Genomic DNA, 21122 nt, shown 5'->3' with positions numbered 1-21122 from the left:
CGAGAATGGTCCCGATGATTTCAAAATCAATCGGGACCATTTTTACTTTTAAAGGGCGGATGAAAATTAGATACAATTGGTGCAAGGATAAAGCATATTAGAAAGTCACACGGACTTAATCAAGTTTCCTTTGCTCAATCACTGGGGATATCACAAGGAACTTTAAGTGAATTGGAGAAAAATAAATTTAACCCTTCGGTTGAAACGATCATACAACTATATGAAAAATTCGGTGTGGATCTAAATTGGCTTCTCATAGGAGAGAAGAGGTAATGTAGAGAAGAGGAGTGAATCGACGCAATAAATTAAGATGATCTCAGGTACCAAATGTAGTTGGGTAAACGGGTAACCGGCTTCGACAACATCAATTCGTTTCCCACTCTTTCTCCGTTGCGAATGCTGCACTCCCCCGGCCCCTATTCCGATAATGAGGACATCGTATTCGATCATCGTCATTTGTTCGATCGGCGTGAGAGGGATCTTTTATACGGATTTCCGGACGGAACGGCGACCTGGTATACAGGGATCGTTAATTTCCGCATGGGTACACATCCTTCACGGTTGCTCGATGGGTCCCGTCTTTTCATTTGTGCAACGATAAAATCCTTCGTATGTATGACCACAGCGATAGTAAGTGTCGGGTTACTGTACCGTTCAAATGGAACTTCATTTCTATGCATTCGCTCTTTGGACGAAATTTATCTCAATTGTTCCATTATGTAATCGGCCGTTCGAATCGCGAGGGCGGTAATCGTCAGGAACGGATTTGCACTGCCGCTCGTTGGAATGACGCTGCTGCCTGCGGCGTACAGACCGGCTACGCCATGAATCTGTCCGTACGGATCGGCTGCCGAAAAATAAGGATCGACGCCGATGCGGCATGTGCCCATATCGTGCATCACTAATCCGAGCGAGAGCTCGCAGAACGGCTCGAGCTCAACCTGCATAGTATTTGCCGCCCGCCTCATTCCTGCTTCCATTTGCCGGACAACCTCGACATCCCTGTCGCTGAATGAAAAGCAGGCCTCCGCTTTCGGCACTCCGTATTCGTCAAACGTGTCCGTTGCCAAGGCTACTCTGTTTTCGAACCGCGATTCAACCTCGCCTGAACCGAGGATGTCAAACACTTGGCCAAGCGGAGGGAAGCCGCGCATCTGCATTTGATATGGACGGTCCGGAGCAGGAGGAATATACATGAAATATTGTCCGGGAAGTTGCGGATAATCAGCAGGATCAACGTGAGCGATGGTGTTTAATCGGGAATGATTAGTTAAGAAACGGCCGATTGCATCGCCCCGGATTCCGGAATAAAGCAAAATCCGCGGCGTTTCAAATGTGCTCGCTGCCAAGACAACGGTTTTTGCTTTTAGAAAATACGATTTTTTATCCCTGTTCATTACTCTTAAACCGGTTACTTTTCCGTTTTCGTTATATACTTGAACGACTCGTGATCTGACCGCGACGTCAAAAGGCCGCCGGCTTGCGGCGTTTGCGAACAGTGCCATCGTCGTAAAGCGGGGAGTGGAATGAAATTCTCCATTAGCGGTCGGTTGAATGTTGACTGCGACCGGTGTCGTTACCGCTTCGCGAAAACCGCCACGGCGAAGCCGATCTAGAAGGGTCTGGGCAGTTCGGTAAAAGGATTGATTGACGTTCATGACTTCTTCGGCAATGTTATAATACATATCCATCTCTCGCAGGGAGATGGGCCAACCGGACATGTCGGCTGGGGTCATTCGGGGGGTAACCATTCCCCAAAGGATCGATCGGCCGCCTAAACCGATAAACTGCACGAACGGGTAGACAAGAGAGGACGACGTCGCTTGGTGGTCCGAAGGATAGATCGGGATAGGCTCCCAGTATACCGGATTTGGCGGATTTGTATTGGCGGTGAGCGGCGGCCAGTCCTGAAGATCGTCCTTGTGTGCCGGTAGAATGTAATCGCCGGCTTCAACGATCCCGATCCGTTTTCCATTGTTGCCCCATTGCTGGGCCAACCGCCACAGGACAGCACCTCCTCCCGCCCCCGTTCCGACAATGATCACATCGTAGTCCGTTCTCTCCATCTGCTCGAGCGGCGTCCAAGGATAAATAATGGCGGATGAAGGCAATGGACAGACAGGAACTCCATTTCGGCTTCCCATGACAGGTGAGCAGTTTTTGCTTGTTTTGTTCAAAACATACTCCCCCTTTCACGAAATTCTTTATCCCTAATTCTATGCGTTCGCACAAGCAGGAATGTCACTGACACCGAGATCATCTGAAGGGCCTAAAACCCAAATACTTGCCCTCTTGAAATAGAAATATTTGACGAACCCGCATCGGGCAGAGGTGCGACAGCAATGCTGTAAAAATGGTGGTCATTCAGGAGCAAATCAAGGGTGAGCAAGTGCGATTCCTTGCGAATGCGATTAGAGATCAGGCGAAGGAAAGATATAAAGATTGGCCAATTGAGGCGTAAAGAGCAAAGCCGTAGGTTCCAAGCCTGCGCGCGAAGGGAACAGCCACCGAAAGGTTGCCCAAAATGTCCGAACATACAGAGAAAATCACAACGAAATACCTCTGACGAGTTTTCACATTTGCATTTAGGATTAGTAATGATACCTGGATATGAAAACGACAAAAGAGCTGCAGAATAATATCTTGCTCGATTAAAAATCTTTTCGTTTGCGGCCGTTGAACCAGAGATAACAATAAGGTCTGTTACACCTTAGCTGGTGAAAACCGGCTGTTTTTGTGTTCAAAACTCCTAAGCGTCGTAAATCTGCGTTTTGCTGGCGGTACCCCATGCCCATCAAGCTAAGTAATTAATACACCCCCAAAACGAAAAAGCTATCCTTTATTAACAAAAAGAATAGCTTTTTTTCGTTTTGGGGTATTCGAAAATTTTAACTTGATGGGCATGTGTCTCTACCCCTAGGTTCAAATAAATAAAATGGTTTATGATGACAGAGTAACGAATTACCTATTTGAAGAAAAAGGGTACAAAGCGGAAGAAATAACATGTATTTGGGTATTTATCCCTCGAGGGTTGAATACTCTTCTTTGCTTTCATGGGAAACGGAGATCCATCTTTTAACATAACTGTCGATTGCCTGCGAAATATCAGTTAAAAAAGGTTAAATAAATTAGTTAAAACTGCATTTTAACCAAAATGGCATTTATTTAAGCCGGAATTACATTGTGATTGACATAAAAAAAGGTCATATGATAGGATTGGTTTAACTAAAAAACATTTATTTTACTAAAGGGTTGATGGTATTGGCGACTATAACGGATATCGCAAAAGTGGCTGAGGTATCGATTGCAACGGTTTCCAGGGTTCTCAATGAAGATCCGACGCTTTCGGTTACAAAGGAAACAAAAGAAAGAATCATCTTCATTGCAAACCAATTGGGATATCAAAACAAAGTGAGGAAAGCTCCAAAGCGGCCAAAGAAGGATAACATTCCGAAAATTGGTCTGTTAATGTGGTGTTCGATGGAGGATGAATATGATGATCCCTACTTCCACACCATAAGGCAAGGGATTGAGAAGCAATCGAGGGAAGCGGGTTTTGAACTCGCGAAAACCATAAGGATGAATCAGTTTAGGCAAGATGAAACGATGAATCACTTGGATGGCATGATTGTGGTAGCTAAGGTTTCTATGAGTGATATGGAGAAAATATATCCCCGCGATAATCGTGTGGTGTTTGTAAACAGCCTCCCTCCGGATCATCAAAAATATGATTGTGTTATTTCTGACTTGGGGAACGGTACAGAGCAAGCCCTGAACTACTTGTTGCAGTTGGGACATACCCGTATTGGCTTTATAGGTGGACGGGAATATTCTCTGAAACCAGGTTTTAACAAGGGTGATGAAGAGTTTGAAGTTCGGTACAGAACGTTCGAACGAATCGCGAAGGAGCAGGGCTACTGTAAGGAATCCGATATCTATATTGGGGAATGGAATTCGGCAAGCGGATATGAGCTCATGTTAACGGCCATTGCAAATGGGGATATGCCGACAGCTTTCTTTGCCGCGAATGACCCGATCGCGATCGGTGCGATGCGTGCATTGCATGAAGCGGGAATCCGGATTCCACAAGATGTTACGATCATTGGTTTTGACGATATCGACTTATCTGCTTATATACATCCGCCGTTGACAACAGTAAAGCTTTATGCTGAGCAAATGGGGAAAACAGCTGTGAATCTTCTTCTTGAACGGATAAGAGGGCGAGAAGTACCGTTAACAGTAATCATACCTACGACACTGGTGGTACGCGGGAGCAGTGGCAGGTATACGAAAGAGTGACTTACAAAGTACTAATCGAATCCAGGACCACACTTTTTCTGAACGAAGGGGCTGATGATTCGCAGCTATATACCGTCGATTGCCATGACTTTCATGGACCGATTTGTGTTCAAATTGTTGTGGAGGAATAAACAAGAAGAGTTTTTTCGGGGGGAGATCAATGGCTATCAACAGCTCGCTGCGAACCAAACTCATTTTTGGGTTTCTGTCCGTCATCGTGCCTCTGGCGGCCTTTTTGTACTACAGCAATTATTACGCAATGGAAGTGGTCCGCAAGCAAGTCGCCCAATCGAACCTGAACCTGTTGTCCCTGCACACCCGAGCAATGGATAAATCCTTAAGCGATATCAACTCCTACTTGTACAAGCTCGCAACCACTGATACTTATGTCAAAACTCTAGCTATATTCCCCGAACAATCCGAGGACTATATCTTCTCTCGAATCATGCTGATGCATAAATTCGATGCGGATCACGGACTATACAATCTGGTCGATTCGTTCTTTGCATATAACGCTGACAATGATGATCTGATTTCGTATTACGAATCGTACGATACGAATCGGGGGCGCGAACGAAATGCGTTGATCCGCAGCTTAGTGAACACGTCTGAATCGGGCGACCGATGGCGCTGGGTTAGCACCGGCACGGAATCGGGCCTGATTCGTATCGTCCGATCGAGCGGAATGTATGTAGGAGCCTGGATTCCGGAATCCAGGTTCATGGAGCCGGTGAAAAATTTGAATTTCGGCGAGTCAGGCAAATTTTTGCTGGTATCCGATGAGGGACGAGTACTCACTTCGATAAGCGCAAATGATTTTCCCGATCCATTGTTGAACCCGGGGAACGAAAAAAACGGACAATATGGAACGATCAATGACAAAAGTGCAGCAAGCTATATATACATGGTGCATCCGTACACCCAGTCTTCCATATGGATGCTGCTGTTGATCCCGGAACAAGATTTGCTCTTGAACTTGCCTTTTTTTCAACGGGCGATTTATTCGATTCCGTTCATTGTCCTTCTTCTCATTTTCATTTTTGTTATGATTTTGCAGCGTGTGTTAATTAAACCGATCAGCTCCTTGCTGAAAGGGATGCGAATGATCGGCCAGGGAAATTTGAGGATTCGTCTCCCGGTTCCCGCACAATGGGAAATCGCCTATTTGATCAAGACATTCAATCATATGGCTTCCGAAATCGAAGGCTTAACAATCGGTATGTACGAAGAGAAATTGAGGGTGCAAAAAGCCGAGTTCAAGCATTTGCAAAGTCAAATCAAACCCCACTTTTATTTGAATACCCTGAATATCATCTATAGTTTGGCGGTGCTGAAGGATCATGCCACCGTACAAAAATTGGCGATTCATCTGGCCGATTACTTCCGTTTTACGATCCGAACCGACCGTCAGATCGTTACACTGAAGGAGGAGTGCACCCATATCGCCAATTATCTGGAAATTCAGAGGCTGCGGTTTCCGGATCAACTATTCTATCAGGTACTGCTTCCGAAACAGCTTGAAGATGTCGAGATCCCGCCGCTAACCATTCAGCCATTCGTAGAGAATACGTTGATTCACGGTTTCCAGGGCGAAGAAGCGGTTCTTCATATCTCCATTGAAGTGAGAATGGACGCAGATACGGCGGAGGGGAAAATATTCATTGCAGTATTCGACGACGGAGAGGGTTTTGAGGAACAGAAGCTAAGACGGCTGCAAACCGGAGAATACTTTGACAGGCAAGGAGAAAGTGTGGGCATTTGGAACGTCTATCATCGCTTGCGGATGCATTTCGGGGAAGAAGTGGCTATCCGTTTTGCCAATAGGCAGCCTCAGGGAGCGGCTGTGACCCTGGAGATCCCGAACGTTTGCAACAATCATCAGGAAAAGGGGATGTCTTGATTGTATCGGATGCTGGTGGTTGACGACGAGAAATTAGCGGTACAAGCCATTGCGGAAGGAATCGACTGGTCCGGTGTCGGTGTTTCTGTTGTCTACAAAGCATACAGCACCAAGCAGGCGATCGAAATCCTGAACCGCGAACCGGTTGATTGCATGATTACGGATATCGAAATGCCGGGGCGAAGCGGCATTGAGTTGATGGAGTGGGCCGTGAACAACCATCCCGGCTTGGAGTCGGTATTTCTGACCGGGTATGCCGATTTTTCGTATGCGCAGAAAGCCGTTCATCTCGGGATTCACGACTATATCTTGAAGCCGATTGAGCTTGATAAATTGCTGTCTGTCGTGAAGGAAATGATACGGAAGCTGGAGCAGCGCAAAGAAAATGAAGCGTTTCGGGAAACCTACAATAAATACGTACGCTTATGGGAAGATCAGCTTCCCTCTATGTCGGAGCGTATATGGCAGGATTTGCTGTCAGAGAGGTGCAGATTAGAACCGGAGAAGCTGAATGCGATGTTAAAGCTCTACGAAATTCCCGTCCAAGCAGGCGGAACGATTCTTCCCATTCTCATCAGCGTGGAACGCTGGAAAGAAGAATTCAGCCTGAGGGATGAGGAGATTATGGAGTATGCATTGCGCAAGGCTGCGCAGGAGATCATTCTGCACGATGGGAGCGGTACGGCCGTACAGAGCCTGGATGGCCACAATGTCGTATTGATTCATCTCGATGCCTATCAACATGATGATCCGTATCACCTCGACGAGCAGATCAAGGGAAGGTGCCGGGAATACATCCAATCATGCATACGGTATTTCAAATGCAGCTTGTCCTGTTATATCGGCGAATGGACACTGGTTCCCGATTTGGCAGAAGTCTATAGGCGGCTAGTCAAGCTGGAACGGGATAGTGTGTCGGCATCGAATCAAGTCGTTTCCTTGCGTGAAGGATCGCCTCAGCTTCTGAAGGGGGCGTTCCGTCAGTTTCCTGCATCACAGTGGTCTGCTTTGCTGGAAGCGGGAGAAGAGGAGCTTCTAATGGAGGAAATCAGAAAAACGATCAACTATTGGGGTCGGGAGCAAGATTTACATCCGGAAATGCTGGAATCGTTGTACTATACTATCCTCCATATGGTTTATACGGCCGCGCATAAAAAAACAATTTCCATCTCCGCTATCTATCCGGACGAAGATTTGCTTTCCGCCCCGGCCGCCAGGCGCTCCGTTCATCACTTTGTGGGGTGGTGCGATAAGGTAATACAGACGTGCGTGTCCTATTTTAAAGCGTATTGCAAGGATGATTCCGTTGCGGTCATGAAGATCAAGCAATGGATCCAAGAGCATTTCCATGAAGAGATTACCCGTGATACGATCGCAGGGATCGTTCATGTGAACGCAGGTTACGTCTCCCGTATTTTTCGCAGAGAAACGGGGTATTCCTTGTCGGAGTATATTTTGAACGTCCGGATGGAGGAAGCGAAATGTCTGCTTTCCCAAACAAACTTGAAGATCAGCGCGGTCGCGGAAGCAGTCGGGTTCTCTCATTTTTCTTATTTTGCCCAGCAATTCAAAAAGTGCTGCGGCTACTCGCCTCTCGATTACCGCAAGTTGACTTTGATGCGGGATGAATAATAACGGCTTTCAAATAGTGGAAAGGTGTGGTTGAGATGCGTTGGCAGAGGGGAGTGAGCATGGCGATCGCCACAACATTGACCGCGGCTTTGGTCGCCTCTTGTTCCGGCGGGAGCGCCGAGTCGAAACCGAAGGGGATTGCTGCGCAGATACCGCCCGAAAACTCTTCGAATAACATGTCGAATGTAACCGTCAAAGCCATGTGGATGTATGTCTGGTTTAAAGGAAAGAAGTGGGGTGCAGATCCGGTCACGAAACGTATTACCGAAAAAACTGGCGTTCAATTCGATTTTAGCGGTCCCGATGGTGATGGCGATCAGAAGGCGAATGTCATGCTCATATCCGGAGACTATCCGGAAGTGATGTGGATGGACCGCGGGCCGACGTGGGACAATTATGTCAATTCGAAAGCGTTGTTGCCAATTGACGTGCTTGCGGCAAAGTACGGGTATGACAAACTGATCGGTACTTATATTCCGCAGCATGTCGTCGACAAGTTGAAGCACCCGGACGGCCATCTTTACGGGATCCCCAACTGGTTCAGCGACAAGGGGGAGTTATCCGTCGGCAGAACCCTCATGCTGCGTGAAGACATTTATGAGAAAATGGGTAAGCCAGAAATCAAGACTGTCAAAGACTTCGAAGCCTATTTAGCCAAGGTGCGTAATGCCAATCTGAGCACGACGAACGGTGAAATAGTGTTTCCTCTCGGCCTGGATTATAACGACGGTTCTTTTATTGAAATGTCGAACATGTGGGGAAGCAAAAACAAGGACTACCGCTATTATGACGAGAAGGAACAGAAGGTCAAGTTTTTTATGTTCAACGAGTCCACCAAGGACATGCTACTATGGCTGAACAAGATGTACCGTGAGAAAATGATCGACCCGGAGAATTTCTCTTACAACGACGGCATGGAACAGGAAGTGCGCAGCAACGGAAAATGGGCAGCAAGCTTCTCGGCGATTTGGGATTATTGGACGCCGAATGCTGTGCTGAAGAAGACCGATCCCGGCATCTATTATAGAGCCTACCCGATCCCGGCCGGGAAAGACGGTGTCAAGCCATATATGGGGGGCTATAGCACGGTCGGCTGGAACGTGGCGGTCATCACGAAGAACGCCAAACATCCCGAAGCGATCATGCGTTTCTTCAATTACCACATGAGTCCGGAAGGCCAAATGTTAAGCTTCTATGGCATCGAAGGCGAGACTTGGGAAATGAAAGACGGTACACCGGTCCTGAAGCAGAACGCTTACGAGGAATTTCAGAAGGATTGGGATGGCTACAGTCAGAAAACGGGAGTACGTTATCTCGAACTGAACCAGTATCAAAAGTATAATTGGGAAAAGCAAAGTGAATCGCCGGATCGGCAAGAGGATCGCCGTATTGCCGAGCTTTTCAAATTTGACGGAACGGACCTGAGCGTTTTATCGATCGACCCGAACAGCAAAGCGGGGATCGTCTGGGCGAATATACAATCTGGTCTGCTTACTGACATTACGAAAGTGCTGATCGCTGACAGCGCAAAGGATGCCAGGGCACGCCTTGATGAACTGCTGGCCAAGTATGCGAAGATAGGCATTAAGGATGTTGAGGAGGAGTGGACGAAGCAATATCAGGAACGTCAGAAGCTGAAGTAATGACATGTCTTCACTTCGAGGCGGAAGGGGCATTTTACCGCAAAAAAAAAAGCTGGTGTCTCCATCAAGGGGCAGCAGCTTTTTTTGTTTTATTTCTTTTTGTGTTTGTTCCACCGGGTTCATTTTTTTTTTTTTCATAGAAATACACATTTATGATGATTCGTCCACAATATTGATAGATGGCGTAGCCTGATGATGTCATGATAGTACAAGCTCGTACAGAATAAAGTATGCAGCGAATGAAAGAAAAAAGGGGTGATTGCGTGGCTGACTCACAAGAACTACTGGCAAAAGGGTCAATAAGGTCTCCAGAAGAGTCAGTAAATTGACGAGACGGATTTTATGAAGGGCCTGTTGTTTATTTCTCTAAATTACATTATTGATACAAATGGGGGGTACAAATGAAACGAAAAGGATTATCCATCATCTTGGCAATTGCGCTAATGTTACTTGCTGCGTGCAGCAACGGTGAGGACAAGAAAGAGCAAGCGACGGAATCGGGAGCCGAATCTTCACAGGCGACGAAAGAGAATGGGGAAATAGATTACGCTTTCGGGAAATACAAGGAGCCGGTCACGATTCACACCATTCGTGAAACGAATACGTCCACTCAATTTCCGGAAGGCAACGACATAACGGACAACATCTGGACGCGAGCGTATAAGGAGCGCTTCAACATAAACGTCGTGACGGATTGGGTATCCGACGATTACGAAACGAAGCTGAACCTCGCGATCTCGTCCGGCGAGCTTCCCGACATTTATCGTGTAAACGCATCGCAGCTGCAGAAGTTGATGGAAGCGGACATGGTCATGGATCTGACCGAGGTGTTCGACAAGTACGCATCCGATCGGGTGAAAAAATACATGGAATTCGATCGTGCCAGCTTTGAATCCGGCATGAAGGATGGCAAATTATACGGTATCCCGCAATTACACTACGGCGTCATTGACCAGCCCGATTTTGTCTGGATCCGCAACGATTGGAAGGAAGAGCTTGGGCTCCAGGATCCGCAGACGATAGACGACATTAAGAACATCGCGCTCAAGTTCATGGAAAAACACGGCGGTTACGGCATTGCGCTTGATCAGACTCTCGATACACTAAACACGCTCGCAGTCGCATGGGGAGCTCATCCGGACATATGGGTTCCAGGCGAAGACGGCAAGATCGTCCACGGTTCGACCCAGCCTGAGATGAAGGATGCGCTTGCAACATTTGCTGAATGGTATAAGCTCGGCATTATCGATCCGGAATTTTCGATTAAAGATATGGCAGCGATGAACGCTAATGTCGTAGCCGGCAAAGTCGGCGTACAACCTCACTACCAGTGGTGGGGCTATAGTCCGGGCGTGGATGTTGTCACGAACTTGGGTAAGAATGCGATATTTTATCCTTACAACATACCGTCCGCCAATGGCGAAGAAGTGATTCATTCCGTTTCCTTCTTAAACGGGAACTACGTTGTCGTAAACAAGAAAGCTAAGAATCCGGAAGCGGTGATCAAGCTGATTAACTTCTACGCCTATATGATGGACGAAGGATTCAGCAAGGAATCGCAAGAGACTTTGGCCGCTTTCGTAAACGATGGCTTGGAGCACGCTCCTCAACCGTTTAAGGTCACGAACCCGAACACGGACTACGAGCAGTTCGTGAAGGTCAGCGAGGCGATGAAGACGAAAGACACGAGCAATTTCACAGCGACCGGTCAGTGGCAGAAGTACAACAACAGTGTCGAGTTTGAGACGAAAGGCACACCGGCCGCGGTTGGCGACTACCTGCAGCAAGGCGCGCCGAGGAGCGCATATGGCCTCGCCAAGCCCTTTATCGACAACAATCAGTATATCAAGAACTCGCTTTGGGGAGCACAGCCCAAGGAACTTGCCAAATACGGCTCCACGCTGGATGATATTCTGACCGAAGGCTTTACGAAGATCATCATGGGTAAGGAGAGCATCGATTATTTCGATAAGCTCATCAAGGACTGGCGGGAAGCCGGCGGAGACGAAGTGACCGAAGCTGTAAACAAAATGTACGGCAACAAATAACTAACGATCGAGAACCATGCGATGAGGCGAGGTTACGCTCGCCTCCTTTATATTATTCTAGGAACGGAGGATCGGGACATGTTAAGAAAGTTAAGACAACAGAGGGCTTTCCACCTCATGCTGGTTCCGAGTATCATTCTCGTTTTTATCTTCAGCTATCTCCCCTTCTACGGATTGGTCATCGCGTTTCAAGACTATAATCCGGGGCTCGGCTTCCATTCGCCATGGGTCGGAATGGAAAACTTCGAACACATTTTCAAGCAGGAGAAATTCTTGCGAACGATCTGGAATACGCTGTACATGTCGATTTTCAAATTGCTCGGCGGCATCTTCGTGCCAGTCATCTTCGCTTTATTACTGAACGAAGTAATGCGGGCGGCCTTCAAACGTACGTTCCAAACGCTTGTCTATATCCCAAACTTCCTGTCCTGGGTTATCATGGCCGGCATTATGATCGATATTCTAGCTTCGGATGGGATCGTCAACACGTTTCTCGGTCTTCTCGGTGTGAAGCCAATTTCATTCCTGGGCAGCCCCTCGATCTTCCCGTGGACGATGATCGTCACCGATATCTGGAAAGGGTTCGGCTTCGGCACTGTCGTTTATTTGGCCGCTTTGACTGGCATCGACCCAGGGCTGTATGAGGCAGCGCTGATCGACGGGGCGAATCGTTGGAAGCAGACGATCTATATTACGCTGCCTCTGCTTGCACCGACAATTATCCTGATGGCGGTCCTGTCCCTCGGTAACGTCATGAACGCGGGTTTTGACCAAATCTACAACCTCTATTCCCCCGCTGTTTACGAATCTGGCGACATCATCGATACGTATGTGTATCGGCTCGGCATTGTGCAAGCGCAATATTCGATTGGCACGGCGATCGGCCTGTTCAAATCGGTCATCACTTGTATCCTGGTCGTCTTATCCCTCGTGCTTGCGAAAAAAGCCGCAGGATACAAGATTTATTAAGGAGGGAAATTATGGTTCAAGACAAAAGCCTAGGGCGTAAGCTATTTCTTATCGCCAATTATTCGATTCTGTTCTTGACTTCGCTGTTTTGCATCCTGCCTTTCGTTAATCTGCTTGCTGTTTCCTTTAGCGGGAGCGCAGCGGTAGCGGCGGGAGATGTCGTATTCTGGCCAGTCGATTTTACGACGAAGGCTTATGAGTTTGCGTTGGAAGGAGGCCAATTTTTACAATCGTTTTGGGTTTCGACCCAGCGAGTCGTGCTGGGGACTATAGTCAACCTCATCTTGATGGTGCTCACCGCATATCCGCTTTCCAAGACGAAGGAGAAACTGATGGGACGCGGCATCTATATGGGTTTTTTTGTATTGACGATGCTATTTAACGGAGGGTTGATCCCGAGCTACCTTATCGTCGTCAAAGCCGGACTCATCGACTCCATCTGGTCGCTCATTCTGCCGGGCGCGTTGCCCGTCTACAGCATGATCATTCTCATGAACTTCATTCGGAGCCTGCCGGAAGAGATCGAGGAATCAGCGACGATCGACGGAGCCGGGCCGATGCAAATCTTGATCCGCATCCTCTTGCCGCTTCTTAAGCCGGCGCTTGCGACCGTAGGACTGTTCACCATCGTTGGGCATTGGAACTCATGGTTTGATGGCATCATCTACATGAACAATCCCGATAATTATCCGCTGCAAAGCTATTTGCAGACACTGCTGCTCAGCTTCGACCAAATTATGTTGAGAGCCGGTACCGACTATTCGGAGCTGCTCGCGCAAATGAACGTGAGAACCGGCCGCGCCGCGCAGTTGTTCCTTGGAACGGTCCCGATCCTAGTCGTCTATCCGTTCTTGCAGAAATATTTCACGAAAGGTCTCGTTCTCGGCAGTGTGAAAGGTTGATTTGGGCTAACAACTCGGATATGGATCAGAGAGAGGAGAATTACCGCAGGGTAGCTCTCTGTATTTGGGGAGGAAGATACATGAATATACATTTCGATGAGAAGAAGAAGATTTTTCACCTTAGTAATAAAGGAACCAGTTATGTGATGAAGGTATTGGATGGAGGGTATCTTGTCCATTTGTACTGGGGAAGGAGCGTTGCCTCCTATAACGAAAGCAATCCCCTGTTGTTTTTGGATAGAGGCTTCTCGCCTAACCCAGACCCTAAGGACCGCAGCTTTTCTTTGGATACGATTCCACATGAATATCCGGTATATGGAAACGGGGACTACCGGCAGCCTGCCTTCCAATTAAAATTAGAAGACGGATCTACGATATCTGACTTACGATATCATTCTCACAGGATTTATCATGGGAAATCAGTACTAAACGGTCTTCCTGCGACTTATGTAGAGAACGATAAGGAGGCTATTTCCCTTGAGATTGTATTGGAGGATGCACATCTTGGCTTGTCGGTCGCGTTAACCTATTGCATCTTCCGTGACTTTAACGCCATCAGCCGCTCCGTTGCCATCACCAATCATGGGCAGTGTAAAATCAAACTACTGCGTGTTTCAAGCGCAAGCGTGGACTTTCGGGATGATGAATTTGAGTGGTTGACCCTTTATGGATCGCATACGAATGAACGGAATATAGAAAGGCGTCCGCTTACCCACGGCGTTCAAGCCATCAGCAGTGCCCGGGGTGCCAGCAGCCCGCAGCAGAATCCTTTCATGGCCTTATTACGAAAAGGAGCCGACGAGAGTAAGGGAGAGGTATACGCGTTTAATTTAGTGTACAGCGGCAACTTCCTTGCCCAGGTAGAGGTGGAGCAGTATCATACCAGCCGGGCATCGATCGGGATTAATCCGTTCGATTTCACCTGGCTGTTAGGCCCGGGGGAAACCTTTCAAACGCCTGAGGCAGTCATGGTCTTTTCCTCGGATGGGCTGGGGGGGATGTCCCGCACGTACCACGAATTGTACAGATCCCGTTTATGCAGGGGCAAACATAGGGATCGAGTCAGGCCAATCTTGATAAACAACTGGGAAGCAACCTATTTCAATTTTGATGCGCAGAAATTGGAGAGCCTGGCAGATGAAGCGCAGCGTCTTGGAATCGAGCTGTTTGTGTTAGATGACGGATGGTTTGGGCACCGCGACGATGATACCAGCTCATTAGGAGATTGGCAGGTGGACAAGCGTAAGCTGCCGGACGGCCTTGCAGATTTGGCTGAAAGAATTCGTGCCAGAGGGATGGAGTTTGGATTATGGTTCGAACCTGAGATGATTTCGGAGGATAGCCATCTGTACAGGGAACACCCTGATTGGTGTATCCAAGTGGAAGGACGGCCGAAGACATGGGGAAGGAACCAATTTGTACTTGACCTGTCTCGGCCGGAGGTTTGCGATTATATTGTCCGTGTGATAACCGAGGTGTTGAAAAGCGCACCCATCAGTTATGTCAAATGGGATATGAACCGTCATTTGACAGAAGTTGGATCCCTTGCCTGGCCTCCTGAACGTCAAAGAGAAATCGCCCACCGATATATTCTTGGTTTATATCACGTCTTGGAGCAAATTACGTCTTCGTTTCCTGATATTTTATTCGAAAGCTGCTCTGGAGGCGGCGGCAGATTCGATCCGGGAATGCTGTTTTATATGCCACAAACTTGGGCCAGCGACAATTCGGATGCGGTCAGCCGCCTAAATATCCAATACGGGACAAGTCTCGTATATCCAATCAGTACCATTGGGGCGCACGTGTCCGTTGTGCCGAATCACCAGGTACATCGGGTTACTTCTTTGGATATCCGTTCTCACGTTGCCATGTCAGGGAATTTGGGATTTGAGCTCGACCTTACGAAGTTGAGCGAAGAAGAAAAGGATTTTATCCGCAAGATGATCTCTCAATATAAGGAAATCAGGTCTGTTATTCAATTCGGAGATTTCTACCGTTTGCTTGATCCCTTCCAAGGTAACGAAGCGGCGTGGATGTTCGTTTCCGAAAACAAGAATGAAGCGGTTGTAGGTTACTTTAAGGTGCTTGCGCAACCGGGAGAACGGATAAGATTCCTGCGTTTAAACGGCTTGCATCCTGACGCGAAGTACAAACATGCAGAGACCGGCCGCATTTACGGCGGTGACGAATTAATGCATGCAGGGTTAACCATTCCGGTCATGCATGGTGACTTTACGAGTGTGTTCTACAGATTTCAACAGGTTGAATTAACTTAGATTCCGGGAGGGTAAAACATTTGCTAAATTTCTTACAAAAAGGAGATAGGCTTGATTTGGTTGACGGCGGGGAGACGGTTATAAAAGGAATCTCAGCTGTTGTGAACTTGGATGATGGTTCCAGCCACACTTTACATTTGTCACAGGTGATCGCAGGAGAAGAAAGCGGGTTGCCGGTAACAGATTGCGAATTTCGGAATGAGGCTGAAGGACTTTTAGTTAAGCTTCATTTGAGCATAGAGGAAGGCTGTGCAGCGATATCTCTTTCCGCATCGATTGATAATCCGCAGTTTGAGAAATTGCGTTTTTTTGACAGTAACAAAGGGATTGTGCTAACGATGGAAAGCTTCCCTGGAATGACGGGCCTGTTGGGGCATTACCGGTTTAACGATTGGTGGACAAGACCGTATACCGGGACACTCGATGGGGTGCCCAGCCGAACGCAGCAGCTGCTGATAGAACGTGAAACAGGCTCTTTCTTTCAAATCATACCGCTTTGCGAAGAAAACGGTAAGGCAGATTTGCAGGGAACAACCGCAGGGAATTTGCAATTGGTTGTGTTTAACAACACAGGCGGGTACAGCCGCATGAATACCTCTGTTGCAATGTTGGGGATCCATGAGAATCCGTTCGAATTGGCGGAACATACGTTAACCTCGGCGAGACGCAAACTTGGTGTTGCAAATAAGGATGAACGGCAATATCCGGATATTTTTGAGTACATCGGATGGTGTACTTGGGATGCCTTTTACCGAGAGGTGTCCGAAGAGGGGATCGTACAAAAATGCAATGAATTTAAGAACATGAATCTTCCGGTACGCTGGGTGATCATTGACGACGGATGGCAGGACATTAAGGATGGGAAGCTTGTATCTTTTAAGGCTGATGCAGGCAAATTTCCGGGCGGACTTGCAAGTGTTGTAGACAAGTTGAAGGAGCTGGATATCAATTCAGTAGGAGTATGGCATACATTCGCAGGCTATTGGGGCGGTATTCATCCTGAAAGTGAATTGGCTGCGAAGATGAAAGAACATCTGATGCCCACCAACGGGGGTGCTCTTATTCCTGCATGTGATGACCACGGATTTGGCTTTTGGAAAGAGTTTCATCAGCAGTTACGCCTTCAGGGAATTCGACTCATCAAGGTAGATGGACAAAGTGCGATAGCCAATTTCACAAAACATCATCTTCCTGCAGGAAAGGCCGCTAAAGGGGGACATGTGGCACTGGAGGCTTCTGCCGCCATGCATTTCCATTATCAAATGATCAACTGCATGGGAATGGCCTCGGAAAATTTATGGAGCAGGCCCATGTCCGCCATTAACCGTAACAGTGATGATTTTGTTCCCCAGAACCCTGATTGCTTCGCAGAACACGCCATGCAAAATGTATACAACTCGTTCTATCATGGCCATCTCTACTGGGGAGATTGGGATATGTTCTGGACGGTTCATGCCGATGCGGAACGTCATGCCCTTCTTCGAGCGGTAAGCGGTGGACCAGTATATTTTAGCGATCCTCTTCAAGCAACCGACCCCAATTTGATCCGACCGCTGATTGAACGTGACGGGAAGCTGTTGCGCTGCGATTTGCCCGGGATGCCGACATTGGATTGCTTGACTGTAGATCCGGTCCATGAAAATGCTGCATTAAAGATATGGAGCCGTGCCGGGGATGCTGGAATTGTTGCTGCATTTCATATCAACAAGGATGGACAGCCGATCCAAAGCCGGATTCGTCCTGCAGATATTCCGGGGCTGCATGGAAGCCGGTTTGCAGTCTACGAATATTTCTCGGAAGCATGTTCGGTGATTGGGCGTGATGAAGAATATCCGATCGTCCTGAATGAGAAGGAAGCCAAACTGTTCATTCTAGTGAGCTGCGACTCGGGGATTGCCCCGATTGGATTGACAAACAAGATGATTTCCCCCAAAACGATCAAGCATATCATTCGAAACGAATCCAGGACCACACTTTTTCTAGACGAAGGGGGAGCATTTACTTTCTTTGCGGATAAAAGACCTGATTTCGTTGAAGTAAACGGAGTAACGAGAGAGCTGAGATCTCATTCCGATAATTCGCAGCTTTATACCGTCGATTGCCATGACCTTCATGGACCGGTTTGTGTTCAAATTGTGATGAAGGAGTAATCATAGATGACAACTCATGGACTGATGATCGAACTGCTGCCTGACGAATATTGGTGGGGAGGCCGCGCTGCTGATGGTCGAAGCATGCCCTTTGGCACTTCATCCTTTAGCGTGGACTTGTCTTCAAACCTCAATGGCAATCAGGCCTGCCCGTTACTTATTTCGAGCAAAGGCAGATATATTTGGAGTGAAGAACCCTTTTTCTATCAATTCGAACAAAATAGTTTAAAGGTGAGCGGTGCAGGAGAGCTCATTTCAGGAGAAGGCCATGAAACCTTACGGGGAGCGTACAGCTATGTATCTCGGACCTTCTTTCCCCCTAGTTCTTCGATTCCGGAGGAACTGCTGTTCACGGCTCCTCAATATAATCTTTGGATTGAACTGCTTTATGAACCTACACAAGAGAAGGTATTGCAATATGCGAAAGATGTGCTTGCAAACGGGATGCCTCCTGGCGTTATTATGATCGATGATAATTGGCATGAGCCTTATGGAACCTGGAAGTTCCATTCCGGCCGCTTCCCGGAACCTAAGCGTATGGTGCAGGAACTCCACGCTATGGGCTTCAAGGTAATGCTTTGGGTATGTCCTTTCGTTACTCCGGATTCCCTCACTTACCGTCAGCTCGATCAGACAGGGATTCTCTTGAAGGATCGGGACGGCAAGACGGCGATACGAAAATGGTGGAACGGCTACAGTGCGGTGCTGGATTGCACCAACCCTCTGGCCGTTCAATGGATGCATGAGCAGCTTGATGCTTTGCAGAAAGAATATGGGATCGACGGCTTCAAGCTGGATGCCGGTGACTCGGAGTTCTACGAGTCTGACGACCTCAGTTATATCCCCGCCACAACTCGCAATGGACATTGTGAGGCATGGGCCAAGGTTGGTCTGAAATATCCGCTTAATGAATACCGTGCCTGCTGGAAGCTTGCAGGACAACCTCTTGTTCAGCGGCTCAAGGATAAGAACCACGAATGGGAAGGCAATGGACTCGATGCCTTAATTCCAGATGGCTTAGCGCAAGGTCTTCTCGGTTATGCCTATAGCTGTCCTGATATGATCGGTGGCGGAGAGTACATGAGTTTTACGTCGGCTCAATTAGACTCCGAATTAGTTGTGCGTTATGCCCAGTGCTCCGCGCTATTCCCGATGATGCAATTTTCTGCAGCACCTTGGCGGATAATGAATAACGAACACTTGGGGTACTGCGTAGACGCGGCCCGGCTCCATGCGCAGATCGGACCGGAGATTCTGGAACTTGCAATGCAATCCTCCAAGACGGGCGAGCCGATTCTACGACACATGGCTTATGAATTTCCAAATGAGGGAATGGAGAAGATCATCGACCAATTTATGCTGGGTAGTTCCCTGTTGGTTGCCCCCGTTGTTAAGCAAGGGGCTAGAGTTCGGCAGGTATCGTTCCCTTCCGGTACATGGATCGGCGACGACGGCAGTATCGTCGAAGGACCGACGATACGGCAGATCGATGTGCCGCTGAGTAGACTACCTTGGTACAGGAAACAATAAATGGCAGAGGAGAAGCCGTTACATGCGGCTTCTTTTTGCTCGTTGGTTGGGAAGCGCTGAGGCTTTCTGAAGTACACAAGGCCTTCTCAGCTAATGAAGCACTTGAAATTTGCCGAATCCACGCAATAGATGTTGTTATTACGGATAATCGCAAACCAGGCATGTCAGGTCTGGAACTTATAAAAGAAATCAAAAACAAATTGGAAACGGACAAAATGCATATTGCTTACGGGTTATTCTGAATTTGAATATGCCCGTGAAGCCTTGAAAAATCGCGCAGACGGATATTTATTAAAGCCGTTTAGTACGGATGAAGTGCGGCAGGAGGTCGCTTCCGTACTTGAGCAAATCAAACAAGATTAGGGTCATATCACTTCCCAGCAAAAGGCATTGTATACCCTTTGCGAGAATTTGCCTCTTCTCAGAAACCATTTGCTTATGGATTTAATACAGGGCATACATATCGTGATTAGAGGCGTTGTTTTAGTTTCCATGCACATTGAGCGATGATGTAGGGGGTTACATGATGAGAACGAATCAAGATCAGCTCCAAATCATTGAAACTCTCCGTAAAGAGTTAAATTTATTAGTTGCGAGGTCGGGGTGTTTAGGCGATGAGAAAGTCATAAAGTTAAGCCAGGAACTTGACGAGTGTATTATTAAGTATCAACGTATGGAAATGAGAAAAAGGAATACTGATCATAATATGTATGAATTGGAAGTGCTTTCTTCATAGATGTGACCAACCCAATCATTATCTTCATGATTGTTTATCGATATAGTTCTCAGATACCCTAAGTTAAAGTCGCAGGAACTGAATTCATTTCGCTCTACCGCTGTTGTTGCGGTGATCAGTCGAGAGCGCTTAAAAAAATTGGGAGTAAAAGAACTATCAGTTCGTGACTAGTTTGCCATTTAACCGAAAAACCTATAGATCGATAAAATGAATCTGCCTTTAGTAACCTCCATACTCAGATCTTCACATAAGGTCCACCGCTCGTCTCGATGAGTAAACTTCTTTGATGCTCTCCATACGAAGCGGTCACTATTACATCTGTTTTGGTGGATAATATTTATCACATACCTGGAAATTATTTAAAGAAACTTAGCTTGCCAACACCGCCCATCCGAGAAAGGTGAAGGCAGTTCTTCAGAAATTTGAATGCCGGAAGCACGAATAATCACTCAATGTCAACAGAAGAAGAATGTTTGGCGGAGTGGTGACTACGTTAATTCAGACGTCGTACCGATAAAAAATTAGATATTTACGTCGGCAAGCACCGCGAAGCGCCGGTATTGTTCTACAACAACGAATGGGGCTACCTGTTCACCTCATCCCAATCCGGCTGGCATTCAACTGGAAGTTCCCAGGAGAATGGGTGTCGGATGTTGCCTCCCATTGGCGGATATCCGGCGATATCGAGCCCAATTTTAATTCCATTACGAGAATCATCGATCTAAAAGCAGGATTGTCGAAGTATGCCGATCCAGGCCATTACAATCATATGGATATGCTTCAGGTCGGAAACGGTATGAGTTATGAAGAAGACAAATCTCATTTCAGCATGTGGGCGATTATGGCGTCCCCTCTCAAAGCGAGCAATGATTTGAGAACAATGAGCCGGCAAACGAATGAAATCTTATTTTCATGTTTATCACGTGCCGCGGTTCAGATAGAGATCATTCAAAGTTGGTTCCAGAGTTTGTTACACCTTATATTAGTTGAATTCGTTAAATATTATGTAGCTGAACAATAAAATGTGTGAATAGACA

General features: G+C 47.3%; 16 protein-coding genes. 15 read left to right on the top strand and 1 reads right to left on the bottom strand.

Features of this window, described 5'->3' with window-relative positions; all coding sequences use genetic code 11:
- The first annotated feature begins 75 nt into the window (after positions 1–75).
- Positions 76–273: a helix-turn-helix domain-containing protein gene (locus AC0YNZ_RS24920; RefSeq protein ID WP_475829210.1), complete on the top strand. Its 198-nt coding sequence runs from the start codon at positions 76–78 to the stop codon at positions 271–273.
- Positions 274–698: 425 nt separating this feature from the next.
- Here the strand turns inward: AC0YNZ_RS24920 and AC0YNZ_RS24915 are convergent, their stop codons facing one another.
- Positions 699–2177, bottom strand: coding sequence for a GMC oxidoreductase (locus AC0YNZ_RS24915; protein ID WP_475829181.1), 1479 nt, complete (start codon positions 2175–2177; stop codon positions 699–701).
- Positions 2178–3261: 1084 nt separating this feature from the next.
- Here AC0YNZ_RS24915 and AC0YNZ_RS24910 point away from each other — a divergent pair.
- From AC0YNZ_RS24910 to AC0YNZ_RS24845, 14 genes are all read left to right on the top strand, one after another.
- A complete protein-coding gene (locus AC0YNZ_RS24910) occupies positions 3262–4299 on the top strand; it encodes a LacI family DNA-binding transcriptional regulator (protein ID WP_475829180.1) in 1038 nt (345 codons plus the stop codon).
- Between the two features lie 160 nt (positions 4300–4459).
- Entirely contained in the window at positions 4460–6199 is a 1740-nt protein-coding gene (locus AC0YNZ_RS24905) for a cache domain-containing sensor histidine kinase (protein ID WP_475829179.1), read from the top strand.
- 9 nt (positions 6200–6208) lie between these two features.
- Positions 6209–7831: a response regulator transcription factor gene (locus AC0YNZ_RS24900; protein WP_475829209.1), complete on the top strand. Its 1623-nt coding sequence runs from the start codon at positions 6209–6211 to the stop codon at positions 7829–7831.
- Positions 7832–7890: 59 nt separating this feature from the next.
- Positions 7891–9474, top strand: coding sequence for an extracellular solute-binding protein (locus tag AC0YNZ_RS24895; RefSeq protein WP_475829178.1), 1584 nt, complete (start codon positions 7891–7893; stop codon positions 9472–9474).
- Positions 9475–9875: 401 nt separating this feature from the next.
- Entirely contained in the window at positions 9876–11522 is a 1647-nt protein-coding gene (locus AC0YNZ_RS24890) for an extracellular solute-binding protein (protein ID WP_475829177.1), read from the top strand.
- 78 nt (positions 11523–11600) lie between these two features.
- Positions 11601–12491, top strand: a complete 891-nt coding sequence (locus tag AC0YNZ_RS24885; protein ID WP_364142664.1) for an ABC transporter permease — start codon at positions 11601–11603, stop codon at positions 12489–12491.
- Positions 12492–12502: 11 nt separating this feature from the next.
- The gene (locus AC0YNZ_RS24880; RefSeq protein ID WP_475829176.1) at positions 12503–13393 is read left to right on the top strand and encodes a carbohydrate ABC transporter permease; all 891 of its coding nucleotides are present in this window, start codon (positions 12503–12505) and stop codon (positions 13391–13393) included.
- Positions 13394–13473: 80 nt separating this feature from the next.
- Positions 13474–15669, top strand: coding sequence for an alpha-galactosidase (locus tag AC0YNZ_RS24875; protein ID WP_475829175.1), 2196 nt, complete (start codon positions 13474–13476; stop codon positions 15667–15669).
- A gap of 20 nt (positions 15670–15689) precedes the next feature.
- Entirely contained in the window at positions 15690–17819 is a 2130-nt protein-coding gene (locus tag AC0YNZ_RS24870; RefSeq protein WP_475829174.1) for a Sip1-related alpha-galactosidase, read from the top strand.
- Positions 17820–17825: 6 nt separating this feature from the next.
- A complete protein-coding gene (locus tag AC0YNZ_RS24865) occupies positions 17826–19349 on the top strand; it encodes a glycoside hydrolase family 31 protein (protein WP_475829173.1) in 1524 nt (507 codons plus the stop codon).
- Positions 19331–19591, top strand: coding sequence for a response regulator (locus AC0YNZ_RS24860; RefSeq protein ID WP_475829172.1), 261 nt, complete (start codon positions 19331–19333; stop codon positions 19589–19591). Before AC0YNZ_RS24865 ends, AC0YNZ_RS24860 begins: the two co-directional genes overlap by 19 nt.
- Positions 19572–19712, top strand: a complete 141-nt coding sequence (locus tag AC0YNZ_RS24855) for a response regulator (protein ID WP_475829171.1) — start codon at positions 19572–19574, stop codon at positions 19710–19712. The genes AC0YNZ_RS24860 and AC0YNZ_RS24855 overlap by 20 nt, the downstream gene beginning before the upstream one ends.
- A 163-nt stretch (positions 19713–19875) precedes the next feature.
- Entirely contained in the window at positions 19876–20085 is a 210-nt protein-coding gene (locus AC0YNZ_RS24850) for a Spo0E family sporulation regulatory protein-aspartic acid phosphatase (protein WP_475829170.1), read from the top strand.
- Between the two features lie 643 nt (positions 20086–20728).
- Positions 20729–21106 carry a hypothetical protein gene (locus AC0YNZ_RS24845; RefSeq protein ID WP_475829169.1) on the top strand — a complete coding sequence of 126 codons (378 nt, stop codon included), beginning with the start codon at positions 20729–20731 and terminating at the stop codon, positions 21104–21106.
- Positions 21107–21122 lie beyond the last annotated feature (16 nt).

It is taken from the genome of Paenibacillus sp. J2L1-98 (assembly GCF_056269405.1).
Note: the sequence above shows the minus strand (reverse complement) of the source record. Positions and strands in the feature narration are given on the sequence as shown.

Bases quoted from the DNA above. Each gene is read 5' to 3' on its own strand.
- AC0YNZ_RS24885 (WP_364142664.1), top strand. From the start codon at position 11,601: ATGTTAAGAAAGTTAAGACAACAGAGGGCTTTCCACCTCATGCTGGTT.
- AC0YNZ_RS24850 (WP_475829170.1), top strand. From the start codon at position 19,876: ATGAGAACGAATCAAGATCAGCTCCAAATCATTGAAACTCTCCGTAAA.
- AC0YNZ_RS24890 (WP_475829177.1), top strand. From the start codon at position 9,876: ATGAAACGAAAAGGATTATCCATCATCTTGGCAATTGCGCTAATGTTA.
- AC0YNZ_RS24905 (WP_475829179.1), top strand. From the start codon at position 4,460: ATGGCTATCAACAGCTCGCTGCGAACCAAACTCATTTTTGGGTTTCTG.
- AC0YNZ_RS24875 (WP_475829175.1), top strand. From the start codon at position 13,474: ATGAATATACATTTCGATGAGAAGAAGAAGATTTTTCACCTTAGTAAT.
- AC0YNZ_RS24900 (WP_475829209.1), top strand. From the start codon at position 6,209: ATGCTGGTGGTTGACGACGAGAAATTAGCGGTACAAGCCATTGCGGAA.
- AC0YNZ_RS24880 (WP_475829176.1), top strand. From the start codon at position 12,503: ATGGTTCAAGACAAAAGCCTAGGGCGTAAGCTATTTCTTATCGCCAAT.
- AC0YNZ_RS24865 (WP_475829173.1), top strand. From the start codon at position 17,826: ATGACAACTCATGGACTGATGATCGAACTGCTGCCTGACGAATATTGG.
- AC0YNZ_RS24895 (WP_475829178.1), top strand. From the start codon at position 7,891: ATGGCGATCGCCACAACATTGACCGCGGCTTTGGTCGCCTCTTGTTCC.